The sequence below is a fragment of the Frigoribacterium endophyticum genome (assembly GCF_011759585.1).
Taxonomy (GTDB): Bacteria; Actinomycetota; Actinomycetes; order Actinomycetales; family Microbacteriaceae; genus Frigoribacterium; species Frigoribacterium endophyticum.
This window is the reverse complement of record NZ_JAAOYV010000001.1, coordinates 188,035-202,340: the sequence shown is the minus strand read 5'-3', so window position 1 is coordinate 202,340 and position 14,306 is coordinate 188,035. Positions and strand designations below refer to the sequence as shown.

Below are 14,306 nucleotides of genomic sequence, written 5' to 3'. Positions count from 1 at the left end.
CGTGCACCCGCGGGCGGTCGAGGCGCGGGCGGGCGGGCGGTCGGGCGGTCGGGCGGTCGGCTCAGCCGGCGGCGATCTCGCGGAGGGTCGCCAGGTGCTCGGCCCACGCCGTCCGCCCCGACGGGGTGAGCGACAGCGTCGTGCGCGGCCGCTTGCCGACGAAGCCCTTCTTGACCCTGACGAAACCGGCCGTCTCGAGCGTGCTGATCTGCTTGCTGAGGGCGGAGTCGGTCACCTGCACGGCGTCGCGCAGGTCGCCGAAGTCGAGCTGGTCGGCGGCCGCCAGCGCGGCGGTGATCGAGAAGCGCACCGGCTGGTGCAGCACCTCGGAGAGGCGGAGTCGCGGGTGCGGATCGCTCATCGCCGGGCCTCCCGGGCCTCGACGGCCGCGAAGCCCACCGTGACCGCCATGAGGGCCGCGGCCAGCAGGCACGTCGCGACGACCGCCTCCCCCTGGGAGCCCGCGACGACGATCATCGCCGGCACGTAGACGACGAAGAGGGCGACGATGAAGCCGATCCAGCGGCGGGAGGCGCCGGCGGCGGTCGAGCGCATCACCGCGAGCTGGAAGACGATGACCACGAGCACCCACGCGAGGAGGCCGACGAGGGCGACGAGGTAGTTCGCGCCGGCCGTCAGGCCCATCGCGAGGGTGCCCATCGAGACGGCGGTGCCGAGCGAGAGCATGACGGCGACGGCGGGCCAGCCGGCCGCGGCGGTCGTGAGCCGGCCGGTCGCGTGGGCCTCGGCGAGCAGGCGGCGGGCCTCGTCGGGGCTGGGGGCGGAGGCGGGGGTCTCGGTGGTCATGACGGGGCTCCTTCGGTGGTGGCCGGGCCTCGGTGCCCGTCCGTCTGCCTCCATACTAGGCAAGTACTTTCCACTTTGGCAAGTACTTTCCGCGAGCTGTTGACCGGGACCGTCGGCACCGCCGGTACCCTCGGACCGTGCCCCCGACCGCCGACGCCGACGCCCCCGCCTCCGCGGGCGACCGGCCGCCCCGGGGCCGCCCCGCCGAGATCGACCCCGCGGCGCTCGCCCGCACCGCCGTCGCCCTCTTCGAGGAGCGCGGCTACGACGCGGTCAGCATGGCCGACGTCGCCGAGGCGGCCGGCATCGGGCGCCGCAGCCTGTTCCGCTACTTCCCCACGAAGGCCGACCTCGTCTGGGACGGCGCCGAGCCGGTCGGCGACGAGATGCAGCGCAGGCTCCGGTCGAGCCCGCCCGGCGGCGACCTCCTCCGGGCCTACGGCGACGCGTTCGTCGCGGGCCTCGCGGTGCCGGCGCTCGACCTCGCCGCGACGCGGGCCCGGCTGCGCATCATCGCGGCGCACCCCGAGCTGTTGACGCAGGTGGGCTCGCAGATGGGCAGCCGCTCGACGACGCTCGCGGCGTTCATCGCCGAGCGCCGCCCCGACCTCGTCGGGACGGTCCGGATCGTCGTCCTCGCCGACGCGCTGAGCGCCGCCACGTACGCGGCCCTCCGCTGGTGGGCCGTCGAGAGCGACGACGAACGACCCGACGCCGCGATCCGCGAGGCGCTCGAGGCGCTGGCCGACCTCGCCCGGCCGCCCCGCGACTCCTGACCCGCCGACGATCGAGTGGTCACGATCTGCTCCGATCCGGGGCGGGGCGGAGCAGATCGTGACCACTCGGCGCCGCTGCGCTAGCGTCGGGGCGACGGGCCGGGGGCCCGACAGCGGGGAGCAGCAGATGACCGACGACGACCGGGGGCCGGAGGGCCTCCCCGACCTCTCGACCCTCCCGCCCGCCCTCCGCGGCGGCGGCTGGCGCGGCACCGTCGACGCCGTGCCGCTGACCGTCGGGCGGTCGCTCGCCGCCGTGGCCTCGGGCGTCCTCGCCGGCCTCGCGACCGTCGTCGTCGTGCTCCTCGTGGCCGTCGTCGCGGCGCCGAGCGGCTGGGAGGGGCTGGGCGCCGTGCTGCTGGCCCTCGCCGGCGGCATCCTCGTCGCCTGCCTGGTCGCCGCCCTCGTCGTCAGGGCGTTCGTCCGGACGCGCCGGCGGGGCAGCCGCTTCTCCGGGGCCTTCTCCGCCGCCCTCGCCGTGCTCCTCGTCGCCCAGGCGGCCCTGATCGCCGGGGCGGGGTCGGGGCTGCTCACCGGGCCGGCCGCCGATCTCCGCCTGCTCGACTGGCTGCTCGTCCCGATGCTGTGGACGGTACCGGCGGCCGCCGCCGGCGTCGTGCGCGCGCGGGTCGTCGCCGCGGTCGCGGGCGCCGGTGCACTCGTCGTCGTCGTGGTCGTCCTCCTCCGCCTCACGACCTGACCCCCGCCCCACGACCGAGTGGTCGCGATCTGCTCTCCCCCGAGGCGGGGAGGAGCAGATCGTGACCACTCGAGGACGGTGCGGGAGGCGCGGGTCAGCCGCCGACGCCCGCCCGCGCCACGAGGTCCTGGATGAAGGGCCACACGTCGCGGGCCTGGTCGACCCCGGCGAGGGCCGTGGCGAAGAGCGGCCAGAGCGACACGAGCAGCGTCGAGACGACCGCCGCGACCGCCAGCACCCACGCCAGGGCGCCGTGCCGGGAGAGGAACACCAGGCCGAGCAGCGCCAGCGCGAGCAGGAAGCCCACCGCCGCCGCGCCCGCGATCGACCCGACGGGCACGTCGAGCGCACCGGCGGTGCCGCCGTCGGCCGCGCCGATCAGGGCGAGCACGGGCACGAAGACCCCGCCGACCACGAGCAGGCAGACCACCAGCCCGGTGGCGAGGGCCCACCAGACCGCCCGGGGGCGGTGCGGTCGGCGGCTGGTCGTGGTGCGTCGTCCGAACATCGTCGTTCCTCCTGCGTGCGGTCGGGTCAGGGCGGGTCGGTCAGGGCGGGTCGGTCAGGGCGGGGGCCGGGTCAGGCCCGGCGGGCGTCGTCGTCGGCGGCGGCCGCGGCCCGGGCGGCGTCGGCCGCGGCCTCCGCGGCGCGAGCAGCGGCCTCGGCGGCGTCGACGGCCGCGTCCGCGGCGTCGCGCTCGGCGTCGACGGGTCCGGTGCGGTCACCGTCGTCGCCGTGGCCGTCGGCCGCGCGCTCCCACTCGACGGCGGCGGCGGCGTCGTGCGTGACCGGCTCCGCCTTCGGGTCACGGGCGGAAGCGTCACGGGCCGCGGCGTCGCGGGCCACGCCGGACGCGTCGTCCACCGCGTCGGCCGTGCCGTCGATGGCGTCCGCGATCGCGGTCCTCGCCGAGTCGGCGAGATCGGAGGCGCGCTCACCGAGCGATCTCGGGTCGTCGGCCGGTGCGCCGTCCTCGACCCGCGACTCCTCGGGGTCGCCCCCACGACGCGGCTCCTCGTCGTCAGCGTCGGACGACGCGTCGTCGGCGGGGGCGACGTCGTCGAACGGGCCGTGCACGTCGACCACCGACACGTCGACCGTGACGGGCTCGCCGTCGAGCTGGCCGACCGCGTGGCCGACCTGCGTGCGCACCGCCTCGGCGAGCTCCGTGACGTTGGTCGGGTACTCCGCCACGAGGGCGACGTCGACCTGCAGGCCGGTCGAGGCCTGCGTCACGGTCACGCCGGTCACGCCGCCCGTGCCGAGGCGCGACCGGACGACGCCGACGAGGCGCGCCGAGGGGGTGCCGAGCGCGTGGACGCCCGTCGTGCCGAGCACGGTGAGCGCGATGGTGCGCTCGAGGGCGGCCTCGGGCGACGAGGCGTCGACGGGCCCGAGGGAGTCGAGGTCGATCCGGGTGACGTGGTGGGTGGCGCTGGTGCTGGTGCTGGTGCTGGTGCTGGTGCTGGTGCTCATGGTGCGGCCCCTTCTCGGGCGGTCGGCCGCGCGGGCGGCTCGGAGTGGAGTGCGGGTGGGGAGGTCGTGGGACCGAGAGCGGCCCTCGCCCTCGGTCGAGGTCGAGGGCCGCGTCGGTGGTGCGGGTGCGTCGTGCCGGGCGGTGCTCAGTCGAGCCGCGTCGCTCCGGACATCTGCGTGCGGAGCCCGCCGTTGATCTGCACGACGACGGGGGTGACCGTGCCGAGCAGCTCGTCCCAGCGGGCCACGGCCTCGTCGACGGCGCGACGGAGGTCGACCGGCGAGGCGCCGCGGCGGGCGTCGACGGTCACGCGGAGCACGTTCTCGCCCTTGACGCGGAAGGCGACGACGTCGGCGGCGAGGACGCCGGGCGTGCTGGACAGCGCCTCCTCCAGGACGTCGGCAGCGACCCGCGCGTCGACGACGACGTGGCCACCGGTCGGCGAGTGGCTGCCCTCGGCCTCGGAGAGGTCGAGCAGGGTGCTGGTGCGCCCGCCGCCCTGACGGACGATGAACACGACGAGCAGGAGTGCCAGCACGAGGCAGGCCGCGGCCGTCACCCAGAGGATCCAGGCCTGGCCGCCCGAGAGGGCGTCCGTGACCGGGCCGGTCGCGTCGGACGCGCCGTCGGAGACCGTCTGCTGCACGTCGGGCCACAGCGCGCCGACCGCGACGGCGGCACCGGCGAGGAGGAGCACGAGGCCGACGACGAAGACGACGATGCGGTTCAGAGCGCGGTTGGTGTCGTTCATCGACCGACCTTCCCCTTCTTCTTGGACAGCTTCACGCGGGGGCGGAGCGTCGGCGAGTAGTCGTAGCTCGAGATCTCGCCGCGGACGGCCTCCTCGATGCTGCGCAGGTCGGCGGTGCGGCCCGACACGGGGTCGATCTCGACGAGCGCGACCTTCTTGCCCACGCTGACGCTCACCCGGTCGGGGTGGACGTCGCCGGCGAAGCTCGCCGTGCGGGCGAGCGACCGGGCGATGACCCGGTCGTCGACCACGGCGGCGGTGCGGTCCGCCGTGGCGGCGCGGCGACCGCGACGGCCGGGGGCGAGCGACACGACGATCAGCACGAGGCCGACGATCGCGACGACGGCACCGATCGCGGTGAGCGCTCCGACCGGGGCGCCGGCCGCGCCGAGCACGGCCGAGGCGGCGTCCGCCGGGGCGACGAGCAGGGGCGCGGTGCCGAGGGCCGCGAGCACGGACTCCGTGCCGATCCAGGCGAACACCAGGACGAGCAGGACGGCCAGGGTCACGGCGACGCCCGACCTCGACGAGTGCGTCTCGCGACGGAGGACGCGGCGGTAGGTGCTGCTGGTGCTCATGAGACCCGCCTCCTCTGGCTGAGCTCGGCGCCGGTGATCTGCAGGTCGACGCGTTCGACTTCGGTGCCGGTCAGCTGCAGGACGCGCTGCCGGATGGTGGACTGGGCCGACGTGAGCCGGTCCAGCAGGGTGCCCGCCGTGCGGTTCGGCACGCCGAGCGGGGAGAGCCGCACCGGTGCCTTGGCGACGAGGGTGAGCCCGCCGTCACGGTCGGACAGCTCCACGGACACGTCGGACGCCTTCGCGTCCAGTGCCTCCGCGGTGACGGCCGACACCACACGGCGCACGGCGCGCGACGTGATCACGGTGCGGCCGTGGGGGGCCTGGTCGGCCGTCACCGCCGCGGTCACGAGGACCGCCGCCCGCGGAGGGCGTCCGCGACACCGCGGACGTCCAGCTTGCCCTCGGTGAAGCGACCGACGAAGTAGCCGATCACGAGTGCCAGGGCGACCAGGAGGAGACCTCCGAAGCCGAACTGCAGGGCCGTCAGCGCGAGGACCGCGCCGACGAGCATGCCTCGGGCGGTGGCGGTCACTGGACGCGGCTGTCGTCGGCGTCGTCGGCGTCGTCCGACGGGATGTAGACGTCGGAGACGGTCACGTTGACCTCGGTGACCTCCATGCCGACGACCTGCGAGATGGCGTCGGTGACCGACTTGCGGACGTCGTCGGCGACCTTCTGGAGCTCGACGGGGTACTCGGCGACGATGACGATGTCGGCCGCGACCTGCTTCTCGCCGACCTCGACCGAGACGCCCTGGCCGCGGTCCTGCTGGTTGATGGCGTTGCGGATCGCGCCGATGGCACGGGCGGCGCCGTTGCCCAGGTCGTGCACGCCGGGGACCTCGCGGGCCGCGATGCCGGCGACCTTCGAGACGACGCCCTCGGCGATGGTGTTCTTGCCGGCGGCGTCGCCGGTGTGCTTGGCGGCAGCGGTGCTGGTGGCGGGGGTGACGTTGGTCATGGTCTGTCTCCTTCTCGTGCTGGTGGCGCCCCACCGGGTGGTGGTGCGGTGTTCCCGTCGGTGGGACTCATCATTCAGACGCATCGACGTTGTCAGGTGTCACGGCGGTTCAGGCGGCTGTCAGGAAGCGAGGTGAGGACACTCACTTCGCGGACATCCCGCCCGCGCATCCGTCATCGACGCAGGGTCTCCCGCGGCTGCTCGCCGAACCGGCGGGCGTAGGAGGCCGAGAACCGGCCCAGGTTGCCGAAGCCCCAGCGGGTCGCGACGTCGGCGACGTGGACCTCCCGCGGAGCGGCGCGGAGGAGCTCGGCGTGGACGCGGTCGAGGCGGACCTGCCGCACGTAGGCCGCGGGCGAGGCCCCGAGCTGGCGGCTCATCGACTGCTGCAGGGTGCGGGGGTGCAGCCCCGCGGCGGCCGCGACGTCGGACGGCGTGATGGGCTCGTGGGCGTGCTCGTGGACGAAGTCCACGGCGTCGCGCAGGCGGCCCGGGCCGACGGAGCGGACGGTCGCGGGCACGTCCGAGACGCTCCAGGGGAAGAGGTCGAGGATCGCGTGGACGAGCACGAGCTGCGCCTCGGCGCGGAGGAGGGGCGACGTGCCCACCTCGACGAGCGGGCCGGTGACGGCGGCCAGGGCGCGCCTCCATCCCTGCACCGCCTCGGGCGCGGGGGTCGCCGAGCCGTCGAGCACGACGAGCTGGGCCGGGCCGCCGTGTCGCTCGCGGGCGGTCTCCTCCAGGAAGCCGGGCTCGACCTGCACCACGTGCTGCACGTGCGGCGACAGCCGCAGCTCGTAGGGCAGCTCGGTGGGCAGGGGGAACGGGTCGGAGGCGCGGCTGCGGTGGCCGCCCCGGCGGTGGTCGACGGACCCGGCCCCCTCGCGGAACCAGCCGACGGCGTAGCGGTCGGGCCACGGCACCTCGCCGTGCAGCCGCCCGCCGAAGGTCGACGTGAGGAGGGTGACGCGCCCGTCGTCGACGGACGAGCAGCGGTACGTGAACGCACCGTCGACGGCCTCGGCCCGGAAGTCGCGTCCGCCCCAGACCTGCTCGTAGTGCAGGCAGGCCTCGTCGGGGTCGGTGCCGGAGGCGCTGGCCCGGCGGGGTCGGTCGGAGGCGCCCGGGCCGTCGGCGGGTGCAGGGGCGACGGCGAGCGTCTGGTACGTGGTCATGCTCGGTTCCTCTCCGGTGCGCACGCCCTCGGGCGGGCACCACTGACAGGACGTGCGACGTGGCAGGTTCGTCACGGATCTGTCGTGCAGTGAGGATGATTCGTGTCTGTGGACGGGATCGACGGGTCGCGCCGACACCCCAGAAGACGGGCCGACAGGGCCGTCCGCCCCGACGCGCCCCGCACCCGGTGAGGAGGCGCGGCGCGGGAGCGCGGTCCGGGGAGCATGGGCCGGGAGGCGCGGATCGCGAGGCCCCCGGACTCGACCAGCGGCCAGGACGCGCCGCCCGCCCAGCCCGCCGTGGTAGCAACGACAGCAGTGCGGGTCACCCACCCGCGCTCCGCCGCGGGCACGACGCCCCGCCCGGCGAGGTGCGCCGCACCCCGCCCGATCGCCCGGGAGGTCGACACCATCGCCGACGACCCGCTCCTCGACGCCTCGGACGGCACGCTGGCGACGCGTGCCCGGGACGGCGACGTGCACGCCTTCGAGGTGATCGCCCGGCGTCACGGCCCCCTGATGCGCGTGCTCGCCGGCCGGCTGCTCGGCTCCGACGTCGAGACCGACGACGTCGTGCAGGAGGCGTTCCTCGTCGCCTGGCGGCGGCTCGGCGACCTCGACGACCCGGGCACCCTCCGGGCCTGGCTGATGCGCATCGTCGGCAACCGGAGCATCGACCGGCTGCGGGTGCGCCGCGACCACGACGACGTCGACGCGTACGAGCGCCCCGCGCCGCGCTCGGAGGCCCCCGACCGACAGGTCGAGACGCGCCTCCAGCTCGACGCGATGTGGTCGGCCCTCGACAAGCTCCCCCTCGACCAGCGACGCTGCTGGTTGCTGCGCGAGACCGCGGGCTACTCGTACGCCGAGATCGCGCAGGCCCTCGACCTGCCGACCTCGACCGTGCGCGGGCAGATCGCCCGGGCACGGGTCTTCCTGATGGGCGAGATGGAGGCATGGCGATGACACCGATCGACGACTCCGCGCCCCTCGACGCGGCAGAGCTGGTGGACGGCGTGCCCGTCGACGAGCTCGCCGACTACCTCGACCGAGGCCGGACGCCGCGCGACCCGCGCATCGAGGGGTCCGCCGAGTGCCGTCTGTACCTGCAGGCGCTCGACCGGGTGACGCGACTCTCGCACGCCTCCCTCGAGCGCGAGGCCGAGCGTGAGCCCGACCGCGACGACACCTGGATCACCGGCCTGCTCGAGACGATCCGCCACGAGGTCGTGGGCGGCCGCGACATCCCGGTCGGGCACCCCGACCCGGCGACGAAGCTCAGCGTCACCGAGGCCGCGGCGCGCGGGCTCGTGCGCCGCGCGGGCGACGACCTCGACGGGGTCCTGCTCAGCTCGACCTCGTTCGACGGCGACGTCGACACGGCGGGAGCGCCCGTCGTGGTGCGCGTGACCGCGGCGGTGCGCTACGGGCTCGACCTCAACGCCGTGGCCGACCAGCTGCGCGACCGCGTGGCCGCGACGCTCGGGCTGCACACCGAGCTCGCCGTGACCGCGGTCGACGTGACGGTCGACGACGTGTGGCTGCCGGGCGACCGCGGCACGGGCACCGGCTCCGGCGGGGGCCCCGACGGCGGCCCCACCGACACAGGCACCGAGGAGGCGCGGAGATGACCGACGAGATGCTGGACGCCCCCGAGACGGCCGAGACCGACCAGGCCCTGTCGCGCGCCCTGACCCGGGCGCTGCGCGGTGCACCCGGCGTCGTCGACGTCTTCGACGCGCACCCCGTCGTCGAGGCGGCCGTCACCCTGGTCGCCGAGGGGCTCGAGCTCGCGGAGCCCACCGGCCTCGTCGACGTCGACCGCTCCGGCGGCCTGCTCTCCGTCGCCGCGCACGTCGCCACCGACGTGGCGGTGCCCACCCCGCAGACCCTCGCGCGGGCCGCCGACGTGGTCCGTCAGACGGTGGCGGAGCTCGGCGCCGACGCCGACGAGGTCGTCGTCAGCGTCACGGCGCGTCTGGTCGAGGCGCCTCTCGAGGCGGCTCCGCCCGCGGAGTAGGTCGGCGGGGGTCGCCCGCCATGGCCCGGGCGCCGGCGGCCGCCAGCCGTTCGAGCGGGCCTCGCCCGACGACCTGCACCCACAGCGTGCTGGCCACGAGGAGCGACAGGGAGAGGACGACCCAGAGCGTGTCGTCCGGCGCGGTGCCGGCCGCTCCCAGCGTCACCGCGATCACGACGACGTGCGCCGCGTAGGCGCTCAGCGGCATCGAGCCGAGCGCGGCGACCGGCAGCAGGACCCACCGCAGCGGCCTGCTCAGCAGCAGCGCGCCTCCCACGATCGCCATGGCGAAGCCGCCGCTGCCCACGATCTCGGCCGACCCGCCGGAGTGCGGCGACGCGTCGACGACGGCGTCGACGACACCGCTGTCGTGCAGGATCTCCGCCAGCACGCCGAGCTGCTCGACGGCGCCCGTGCCGGCGTCGGTCGGCGTGAACGACACGGTCGACTCGCTGCTGCCGGAGACGTCGGCGCTGTCGGGGTAGCAGTCGACGTAGTCGGGCGACGACCAGCAGGTCCAGTCGGTGAGGTCGAGGTCGCCGCCCGGCACGGTGACGCCCTCCTCGTACGACGACGACGAGCTGGAGCCGGACGACGACGCGGCGGACCTCCCGGTCAGCCCCGCGACGCCGTAGCCGACCGCGCAGAGGGCGACGCCGACGACGAGCAGGCGCACGGCCGTGCGGCGCGAGAGCAGGTGGCTGCGCCCGATCGCGAGGCCGGTCAGCAGCAGGGCGAGCCAGACGGTGACCGGGTAGCTGCCGAAGAGCACGAGGTCGATCCCGGGCCCGTAGGCGTCGACGGCCACGTACCCGAGCACGGTCAGGGCGAACGGCCCCACGAGGGCGAGCAGCGCGGCGGTGACCAGGAGGTGGCGACGCCGCCAGCGGAGGAACGGGACGACGGCGACGAACAGGACGCCGTAGAGGGTGAGGATGACCGCGATGCCGGTGCCCAGCAGCTCGAGCGCGACGCCGAGGGCGAAGACAACGGCGCCGCGGCCCACGAGGAGGAGGCGCAGCCGCGGCAGGCGCTCCCGGGCCGGGAGGGTGCGACCGCCCGTGAGCAGCGCGATCGAGATGCCCGCGACGAGGGCGAAGAGGAGCGAGGAGCGGCCGTGGACGAGGTCGGTCCAGGTGCTGACGTCGCCCCAGCGGAACGCCTCGGTGACCCCGACGTGGGCCCCGATCATGCCGATCACGGCGACGCCGCGGGCGACGTCGACGCCCATCACGCGCGGCGGCCGGCCGAACCGGCGCAGGCCACGGACGGGCGGAGGCGCGGTGCCGGTCAGCGCGTCGGCTGACGGAGCCGGGGCGGGAGCGGGAGCGGCGTCGGGGGCGGGGGCAGGGCCGGTCACGGTCGTCCTTCGTCGGGAGCTGGGCCCGAGGTGGGCCGTGACGAAGATAGGGCACGGCGGAGCTCCGTGACGGCCCCACTTCGCGCGGAGCCGCACGGGGAAGCCGGGTCGGCCGGGTGCGACCCGAAGCGGTCTCGGTCAGCCGTCGTCGTGCCCGCGAGGCGTCCAGCCCGCCCAGCGACCGTCGGGCAGCCCGGCGAGCGCGTCCGCCCACCGTCGGAGCTCGGCCCGACGCACGCCGCGCGTCGGCGTCCTGCCCGACCAACCGTGTCGCGACCGCGAGAGCGACCACTCCACCTGACAGGAGCTGACGGTGCCGGCGGCCACGCCGACGACACCGGGCTCGGTGCCGATGACGATCCACACCGTGACCTCCCCGGGGTGCACGGGAGAGATCCGGACGATGCGCGACACGGGCTCGGGCAGCCACCGTGCGTGCACCGAGGGGACCTCCAGCGGCGCGTCGACGACGACGTCGTACTCGCGGGCGACGTGCTCGACGAGCGCCTGGGCGACGGTGGCGACGGGGCGGTAGCTCTCCGGATCGGCGTACGACGGGTCGTCGCCGAGGTCGGGGTCGGACGCCCGCGGGGAGAAGACGGTCTCGGCGAACGCCGGACGCACGTAGTCGGTCACGCCAGAGGACCCCAGCGGGTGTCGGTGACGACGACGGGGTGCATGCGTGCAGTCTCGCAGGCCCGTCGGCCTGGCGAGCCGCCCGCGGTGACGTTGCGGCGGACCGCCCCGCGCTGGGATGCTCGCGGCATGACCTCCGCCACGGCCCTGCTCGTCATCGACCTCCAGCGCGGCGTCGTCGTCGGGTGCGTCGACGCCGACGCCGTCCTCGAGCGGACAGCCCGTCTCGTCGACCGGGCGAGGGCGGAGGGCGTGCCCGTGGTCTGGGTGCAGGACCACGACGAGTTCCCCGAGGGCACGGACGACTGGCAGCTGGCTCCGCCGCTCGCCCGGGCTGACGACGAGCCGCTCGTCCGGAAGGACCGCCGCGACTCGTTCGTCGGCACCGACCTCGCCGAGGTGCTCGAGCGCCTGGGCGCGGAGCACCTCGTCGTCGCCGGTGCCCAGACCGACTACTGCGTCCGCACGACGACGCAGGCGGCGGCCGTGCGGGGCTTCGACGTGACCCTCGTCTCGGACGCCCACACGACCACCGACGCGGAGCACGACGGCGTCGTCATCACCGGCGAGCAGATCGTCGCCCACACGAACATGTACTTCGCCGGCCTCCGCTACCCGGGGCAGCACTTCGCCGTCGAGACGCACGACCGGGTGGAGCTGACGAGCCGCCGGTAGGTGCGGCGATCGGGTGACAGAACTCGTCTCCTCAAGATCGGCGAGCTCGACGGCGGCTCCGTCGGAGTCCGTGACGACCGTCCGCACCTCTTCGCCGGGGCTGAAGCCCGTCGCGGCGACCGTGATCCCGGTCGTCGTGGCCTCCTCGACGGTCACCTCGTCCGGGGTCGCGGTCACTGTCGCTCTCCTGCTCCTCGTCGGAGGCGGCCTGCTGGTCGCCGCCCGTCACCGCCGCACCCTGGCGGTCCCCTCCGCCGAGTAGCACCGGATCAGCACACCCGACCGCCCCGTGAGGCGACCACGACGTCAGTGGTCACCACGCGGGGCGGTCGCACGTCGTCTCCCTGGTGATCGACCGGTGGCCGCCCTGGGTGAGGAGCGCGCGGCTCGCGTGACCCCTGTCCGGCGGCTCAGCTCGACGCGCGCCTCCGCGCCGAACGCGGCGGGGCCGCACGCAGGTGCGCGGTGACGAGGCCGAGGATGCGGGCGAGCTGCTCGGCGTCGTCGTCCGTCACGGGGGCGAAGAGGAGGCCACGAACGGTCTCGATGTGCCCCGGGAAGACAGCGGCGAGCACGTCTCGGCCCGCATCCGTGATCGTCACGACCGTGCTGCGCTCGTCGTCGGGCGACGGGGAGCGCACGACCAGGCCGCGGTGCTCGAGCAGCTGCGCCTGGTAGGTCAGTCCGCTCCGGCTGTGGACCACCCCGTCGGCGAGGTCGGTCATGCGCTGTCGCCCGTCCGGGTCGTCGCCGAGGCGGGCGAGGAGCTGGAACTGGACGTAGCTCAGCCCGCCCGCCTCCCGCAGCTGCGCCTCGACCGACGGCCGGAGCAGAGCGCTGACCTCGGTGAACGCGAAGTAGGCGGCGAGCTGCGCCGGCGTGAGAACGGTCGGAGAGTCGGTCATGGCTCCCAGCCTATTGGTTGCTTCCACTTCGAAGCAGTGTTACGTTCTGGGAATTGCTTCGAACTCGAAGCACACGACGGAGGAGAACACGATGAAGGCAGTGCGTTTCGACCAGGTAGGCGGACCCGAGGTCCTCGAGTACGGCGACGTCGAGCGACCGACCCCCGCGGTGGGGGAGGTCCTCGTGCGCGTCGCGGCGTCCGCCTACAGCGCGGCCGACGCGGGCATGCGGGGCGGCTTCCTCCCGATCCCCGTGGCGCTCCCGCACGTGCCCGGCTACGACGTCTCGGGCACGGTCGAGGCGCTCGGCGACGGCGTCGACGGCCTGGCCGTCGGCGACGAGGTCGTCGGCTTCCTGCCGATGGAACGGGACGGAGGCGCGGCGGAGTTCGTCGTCGCCCCGGCCGACGCCCTCGTCGCCGCCCCGACGAGCATCCCGCTGGCCGACGCGGCGGCCCTGCCGTCGGTGGCGTTGACGGCGTGGCAGGCCCTCATCGACGACGGCGAGCTGCGGGCCGGCCAGCGTCTCCTCGTCATCGGCGCGGGCGGCGTCGTCGGCAAGTACGCGATCCAGCTCGCGAAGCGACTCGGCGCCCACGTCGTCGCGACCGCGAGCCCCCGCAGCGCCGACGCCGTCCGTTCCGCCGGCGCCGACCAGGTCATCGACCACACCGCGACCGACGTGCTCGGTGCTCTCGCGGGCCAGGTCGACGTCCTGCTCAACCTGGCGCCGCTCGACCCCGCGCAGTTCGAGGCCGACGTCGCCGCGGTGCGCGACGGCGGCGTCGTCGTGAGCACGACCGCCTTCATCGCCACGCCCGGCGACGCGTCCCGCCGCGTCCGGGCCGCGACGGTGTTCGTGCGACCTGACCGCGACCGCCTCGAGCAGCTCGTCGCGCTCGTCGACGCGGGCGAGCTGACGGTCGAGGTGACCAGGCACATCCCCCTGGCCGACCTGCCCGCGCTGCACGCGGAGGCGGAGACGGGCCGCATCGTGGGCAAGGTGGTCGTCCTCCCCTGACGGCGGGTCGACGCCGCGTCGACGAGCGGCTCAGCGCTGCACGGCAGGGCGCACGACGAGCTCGGTGACGTCGAGGTCGAGCCTCTCCGTCGCCGAGCGCCGTGACGACGTCAGGAGGCGAGGGCCGGGTGACCGCCGGGGGTCTCGCTGCCGAGGAAGCTGCCTGGCGCCTCGGCGTCCGGCAGTTCGACGTCGGCCCAGAGTGCGTCGAGTGACAACCCCAGGATCCGAGCGACGGAGGCGATCGTCGCGAACGACGGCGTGGCGACGCGACCGGACTCGATCTTGCGGAGGGTCTCCGGCGAGATCCCCGCGGCCAGGGCGGTCTCGAGGAGGGGGCGCTCGCCCCTCGTGCAGCGCAGCACGGCGCCGAGCCGGCGGCCACGCTCGATCTCAGCGGGCGTGAGCGGGAGACGGACCATGGGGCGATGGTAGCCGACGGGCTGCAGGACGGGATAGTCT

General features: G+C 75.1%; 22 protein-coding genes. 8 read left to right on the top strand and 14 right to left on the bottom strand.

All coding sequences use genetic code 11. From position 1 onward, the window contains the following. Nucleotides 1-61: 61 nt before the first annotated feature. Nucleotides 62-361 carry a winged helix-turn-helix domain-containing protein gene (locus tag FHR77_RS01045; protein ID WP_167258140.1) on the bottom strand — a complete coding sequence of 100 codons (300 nt, stop codon included), beginning with the start codon at nt 359-361 and terminating at the stop codon, nt 62-64. Continuing rightward, nucleotides 358-807: a hypothetical protein gene (locus tag FHR77_RS01040; protein ID WP_167258138.1), complete on the bottom strand. Its 450-nt coding sequence runs from the start codon at nt 805-807 to the stop codon at nt 358-360. Before FHR77_RS01040 ends, FHR77_RS01045 begins: the two co-directional genes overlap by 4 nt. A 137-nt stretch (nt 808-944) precedes the next feature. Here FHR77_RS01040 and FHR77_RS16505 point away from each other — a divergent pair, with 137 nt between their 5' ends. Both FHR77_RS16505 and FHR77_RS01030 read left to right on the top strand, forming a co-directional pair. After that, nucleotides 945-1,583 carry a TetR family transcriptional regulator gene (locus tag FHR77_RS16505; protein WP_167258136.1) on the top strand — a complete coding sequence of 213 codons (639 nt, stop codon included), beginning with the start codon at nt 945-947 and terminating at the stop codon, nt 1,581-1,583. 127 nt (nt 1,584-1,710) lie between these two features. Continuing rightward, the gene (locus FHR77_RS01030; RefSeq protein WP_167258134.1) at nt 1,711-2,283 is read left to right on the top strand and encodes a hypothetical protein; all 573 of its coding nucleotides are present in this window, start codon (nt 1,711-1,713) and stop codon (nt 2,281-2,283) included. 94 nt (nt 2,284-2,377) lie between these two features. Here FHR77_RS01030 and FHR77_RS01025 read toward each other — a convergent pair whose 3' ends face one another. The 8 genes from FHR77_RS01025 to FHR77_RS00990 all read right to left on the bottom strand — a co-directional run bounded on the left by FHR77_RS01025 (nt 2,378) and on the right by FHR77_RS00990 (nt 7,227). Then, nucleotides 2,378-2,791, bottom strand: a complete 414-nt coding sequence (locus FHR77_RS01025) for a hypothetical protein (RefSeq protein WP_056052408.1) — start codon at nt 2,789-2,791, stop codon at nt 2,378-2,380. A gap of 71 nt (nt 2,792-2,862) precedes the next feature. Beyond that, on the bottom strand, nt 2,863-3,759 hold the full coding sequence (locus tag FHR77_RS01020) for an Asp23/Gls24 family envelope stress response protein (RefSeq protein ID WP_167258132.1): 897 nt from the start codon (nt 3,757-3,759) through the stop codon (nt 2,863-2,865). 146 nt (nt 3,760-3,905) lie between these two features. Further along, a complete protein-coding gene (locus FHR77_RS01015; protein WP_167258121.1) occupies nt 3,906-4,511 on the bottom strand; it encodes a hypothetical protein in 606 nt (201 codons plus the stop codon). Continuing rightward, nucleotides 4,508-5,089: an Asp23/Gls24 family envelope stress response protein gene (locus FHR77_RS01010; RefSeq protein WP_056052398.1), complete on the bottom strand. Its 582-nt coding sequence runs from the start codon at nt 5,087-5,089 to the stop codon at nt 4,508-4,510. The genes FHR77_RS01015 and FHR77_RS01010 overlap by 4 nt, the downstream gene beginning before the upstream one ends. Continuing rightward, entirely contained in the window at nt 5,086-5,439 is a 354-nt protein-coding gene (locus tag FHR77_RS01005) for a hypothetical protein (protein ID WP_167258119.1), read from the bottom strand. The genes FHR77_RS01010 and FHR77_RS01005 overlap by 4 nt, the downstream gene beginning before the upstream one ends. Further along, the gene (locus FHR77_RS01000; protein ID WP_167258117.1) at nt 5,436-5,624 is read right to left on the bottom strand and encodes a DUF2273 domain-containing protein; all 189 of its coding nucleotides are present in this window, start codon (nt 5,622-5,624) and stop codon (nt 5,436-5,438) included. The genes FHR77_RS01005 and FHR77_RS01000 overlap by 4 nt, the downstream gene beginning before the upstream one ends. Continuing rightward, nucleotides 5,621-6,052: an Asp23/Gls24 family envelope stress response protein gene (locus tag FHR77_RS00995; protein WP_167258115.1), complete on the bottom strand. Its 432-nt coding sequence runs from the start codon at nt 6,050-6,052 to the stop codon at nt 5,621-5,623. The genes FHR77_RS01000 and FHR77_RS00995 overlap by 4 nt, the downstream gene beginning before the upstream one ends. 173 nt (nt 6,053-6,225) lie before the next feature. After that, entirely contained in the window at nt 6,226-7,227 is a 1,002-nt protein-coding gene (locus FHR77_RS00990; RefSeq protein ID WP_167258113.1) for a helix-turn-helix transcriptional regulator, read from the bottom strand. 318 nt (nt 7,228-7,545) lie between these two features. On the opposite strand from FHR77_RS00990, the gene FHR77_RS00985 reads away from it, so the two are divergent. The 3 genes from FHR77_RS00985 to FHR77_RS00975 are packed head-to-tail and all read left to right on the top strand — an operon-like array spanning nt 7,546 to nt 9,247. Then, the gene (locus FHR77_RS00985) at nt 7,546-8,193 is read left to right on the top strand and encodes an RNA polymerase sigma factor (RefSeq protein WP_341777167.1); all 648 of its coding nucleotides are present in this window, start codon (nt 7,546-7,548) and stop codon (nt 8,191-8,193) included. After that, nucleotides 8,190-8,858: an Asp23/Gls24 family envelope stress response protein gene (locus FHR77_RS00980; protein ID WP_167258109.1), complete on the top strand. Its 669-nt coding sequence runs from the start codon at nt 8,190-8,192 to the stop codon at nt 8,856-8,858. Before FHR77_RS00985 ends, FHR77_RS00980 begins: the two co-directional genes overlap by 4 nt. After that, complete coding sequence (locus tag FHR77_RS00975; protein WP_167258107.1) at nt 8,855-9,247, top strand: hypothetical protein; 393 nt, start codon at nt 8,855-8,857, stop codon at nt 9,245-9,247. Before FHR77_RS00980 ends, FHR77_RS00975 begins: the two co-directional genes overlap by 4 nt. Here the strand turns inward: FHR77_RS00975 and FHR77_RS00970 are convergent. Together FHR77_RS00970 and FHR77_RS00965 are read right to left on the bottom strand one after the other, a co-directional pair. After that, entirely contained in the window at nt 9,195-10,607 is a 1,413-nt protein-coding gene (locus tag FHR77_RS00970) for a heparan-alpha-glucosaminide N-acetyltransferase domain-containing protein (RefSeq protein ID WP_341777166.1), read from the bottom strand. The two genes, FHR77_RS00975 and FHR77_RS00970, sit on opposite strands and share 53 nt — an antisense overlap. Nucleotides 10,608-10,745: 138 nt before the next feature. Further along, the gene (locus tag FHR77_RS00965) at nt 10,746-11,243 is read right to left on the bottom strand and encodes a DUF6226 family protein (protein ID WP_167258105.1); all 498 of its coding nucleotides are present in this window, start codon (nt 11,241-11,243) and stop codon (nt 10,746-10,748) included. A gap of 129 nt (nt 11,244-11,372) precedes the next feature. On the opposite strand from FHR77_RS00965, the gene FHR77_RS00960 reads away from it, so the two are divergent. Beyond that, the gene (locus FHR77_RS00960; protein ID WP_167258103.1) at nt 11,373-11,918 is read left to right on the top strand and encodes a cysteine hydrolase family protein; all 546 of its coding nucleotides are present in this window, start codon (nt 11,373-11,375) and stop codon (nt 11,916-11,918) included. 70 nt (nt 11,919-11,988) lie between these two features. Then, entirely contained in the window at nt 11,989-12,180 is a 192-nt protein-coding gene (locus FHR77_RS00955; protein WP_167258101.1) for a hypothetical protein, read from the top strand. A gap of 148 nt (nt 12,181-12,328) precedes the next feature. On the opposite strand, the gene FHR77_RS00950 is transcribed toward FHR77_RS00955, so the two are convergent. Then, nucleotides 12,329-12,823, bottom strand: coding sequence for a MarR family winged helix-turn-helix transcriptional regulator (locus tag FHR77_RS00950; RefSeq protein WP_167258099.1), 495 nt, complete (start codon nt 12,821-12,823; stop codon nt 12,329-12,331). Nucleotides 12,824-12,914: 91 nt separating this feature from the next. Between FHR77_RS00950 and FHR77_RS00945 the strand changes: the two genes are divergently transcribed. After that, entirely contained in the window at nt 12,915-13,844 is a 930-nt protein-coding gene (locus FHR77_RS00945) for an NADP-dependent oxidoreductase (protein WP_167258097.1), read from the top strand. Nucleotides 13,845-13,954: 110 nt separating this feature from the next. On the opposite strand, the gene FHR77_RS00940 is transcribed toward FHR77_RS00945, so the two are convergent. Next, nucleotides 13,955-14,266, bottom strand: a complete 312-nt coding sequence (locus FHR77_RS00940) for a helix-turn-helix domain-containing protein (RefSeq protein WP_167258095.1) — start codon at nt 14,264-14,266, stop codon at nt 13,955-13,957. Between the last annotated feature and the right edge of the window lie 40 nt (nt 14,267-14,306).

What these genes read in the sequence shown, in the direction of transcription:
- FHR77_RS01045 (WP_167258140.1), bottom strand. Translation starts at nt 361, where the DNA reads ATGAGCGATCCGCACCCGCGACTCCGCCTCTCCGAGGTGCTGCACCAG.
- FHR77_RS01040 (WP_167258138.1), bottom strand. Translation starts at nt 807, where the DNA reads ATGACCACCGAGACCCCCGCCTCCGCCCCCAGCCCCGACGAGGCCCGC.
- FHR77_RS01030 (WP_167258134.1), top strand. Translation starts at nt 1,711, where the DNA reads ATGACCGACGACGACCGGGGGCCGGAGGGCCTCCCCGACCTCTCGACC.
- FHR77_RS01025 (WP_056052408.1), bottom strand. Translation starts at nt 2,791, where the DNA reads ATGTTCGGACGACGCACCACGACCAGCCGCCGACCGCACCGCCCCCGG.
- FHR77_RS01020 (WP_167258132.1), bottom strand. Translation starts at nt 3,759, where the DNA reads ATGAGCACCAGCACCAGCACCAGCACCAGCACCAGCACCAGCGCCACC.
- FHR77_RS01015 (WP_167258121.1), bottom strand. Translation starts at nt 4,511, where the DNA reads ATGAACGACACCAACCGCGCTCTGAACCGCATCGTCGTCTTCGTCGTC.
- FHR77_RS01010 (WP_056052398.1), bottom strand. Translation starts at nt 5,089, where the DNA reads ATGAGCACCAGCAGCACCTACCGCCGCGTCCTCCGTCGCGAGACGCAC.
- FHR77_RS00995 (WP_167258115.1), bottom strand. Translation starts at nt 6,052, where the DNA reads ATGACCAACGTCACCCCCGCCACCAGCACCGCTGCCGCCAAGCACACC.
- FHR77_RS00990 (WP_167258113.1), bottom strand. Translation starts at nt 7,227, where the DNA reads ATGACCACGTACCAGACGCTCGCCGTCGCCCCTGCACCCGCCGACGGC.
- FHR77_RS00980 (WP_167258109.1), top strand. Translation starts at nt 8,190, where the DNA reads ATGACACCGATCGACGACTCCGCGCCCCTCGACGCGGCAGAGCTGGTG.
- FHR77_RS00975 (WP_167258107.1), top strand. Translation starts at nt 8,855, where the DNA reads ATGACCGACGAGATGCTGGACGCCCCCGAGACGGCCGAGACCGACCAG.
- FHR77_RS00960 (WP_167258103.1), top strand. Translation starts at nt 11,373, where the DNA reads ATGACCTCCGCCACGGCCCTGCTCGTCATCGACCTCCAGCGCGGCGTC.
- FHR77_RS00950 (WP_167258099.1), bottom strand. Translation starts at nt 12,823, where the DNA reads ATGACCGACTCTCCGACCGTTCTCACGCCGGCGCAGCTCGCCGCCTAC.
- FHR77_RS00945 (WP_167258097.1), top strand. Translation starts at nt 12,915, where the DNA reads ATGAAGGCAGTGCGTTTCGACCAGGTAGGCGGACCCGAGGTCCTCGAG.
- FHR77_RS00940 (WP_167258095.1), bottom strand. Translation starts at nt 14,266, where the DNA reads ATGGTCCGTCTCCCGCTCACGCCCGCTGAGATCGAGCGTGGCCGCCGG.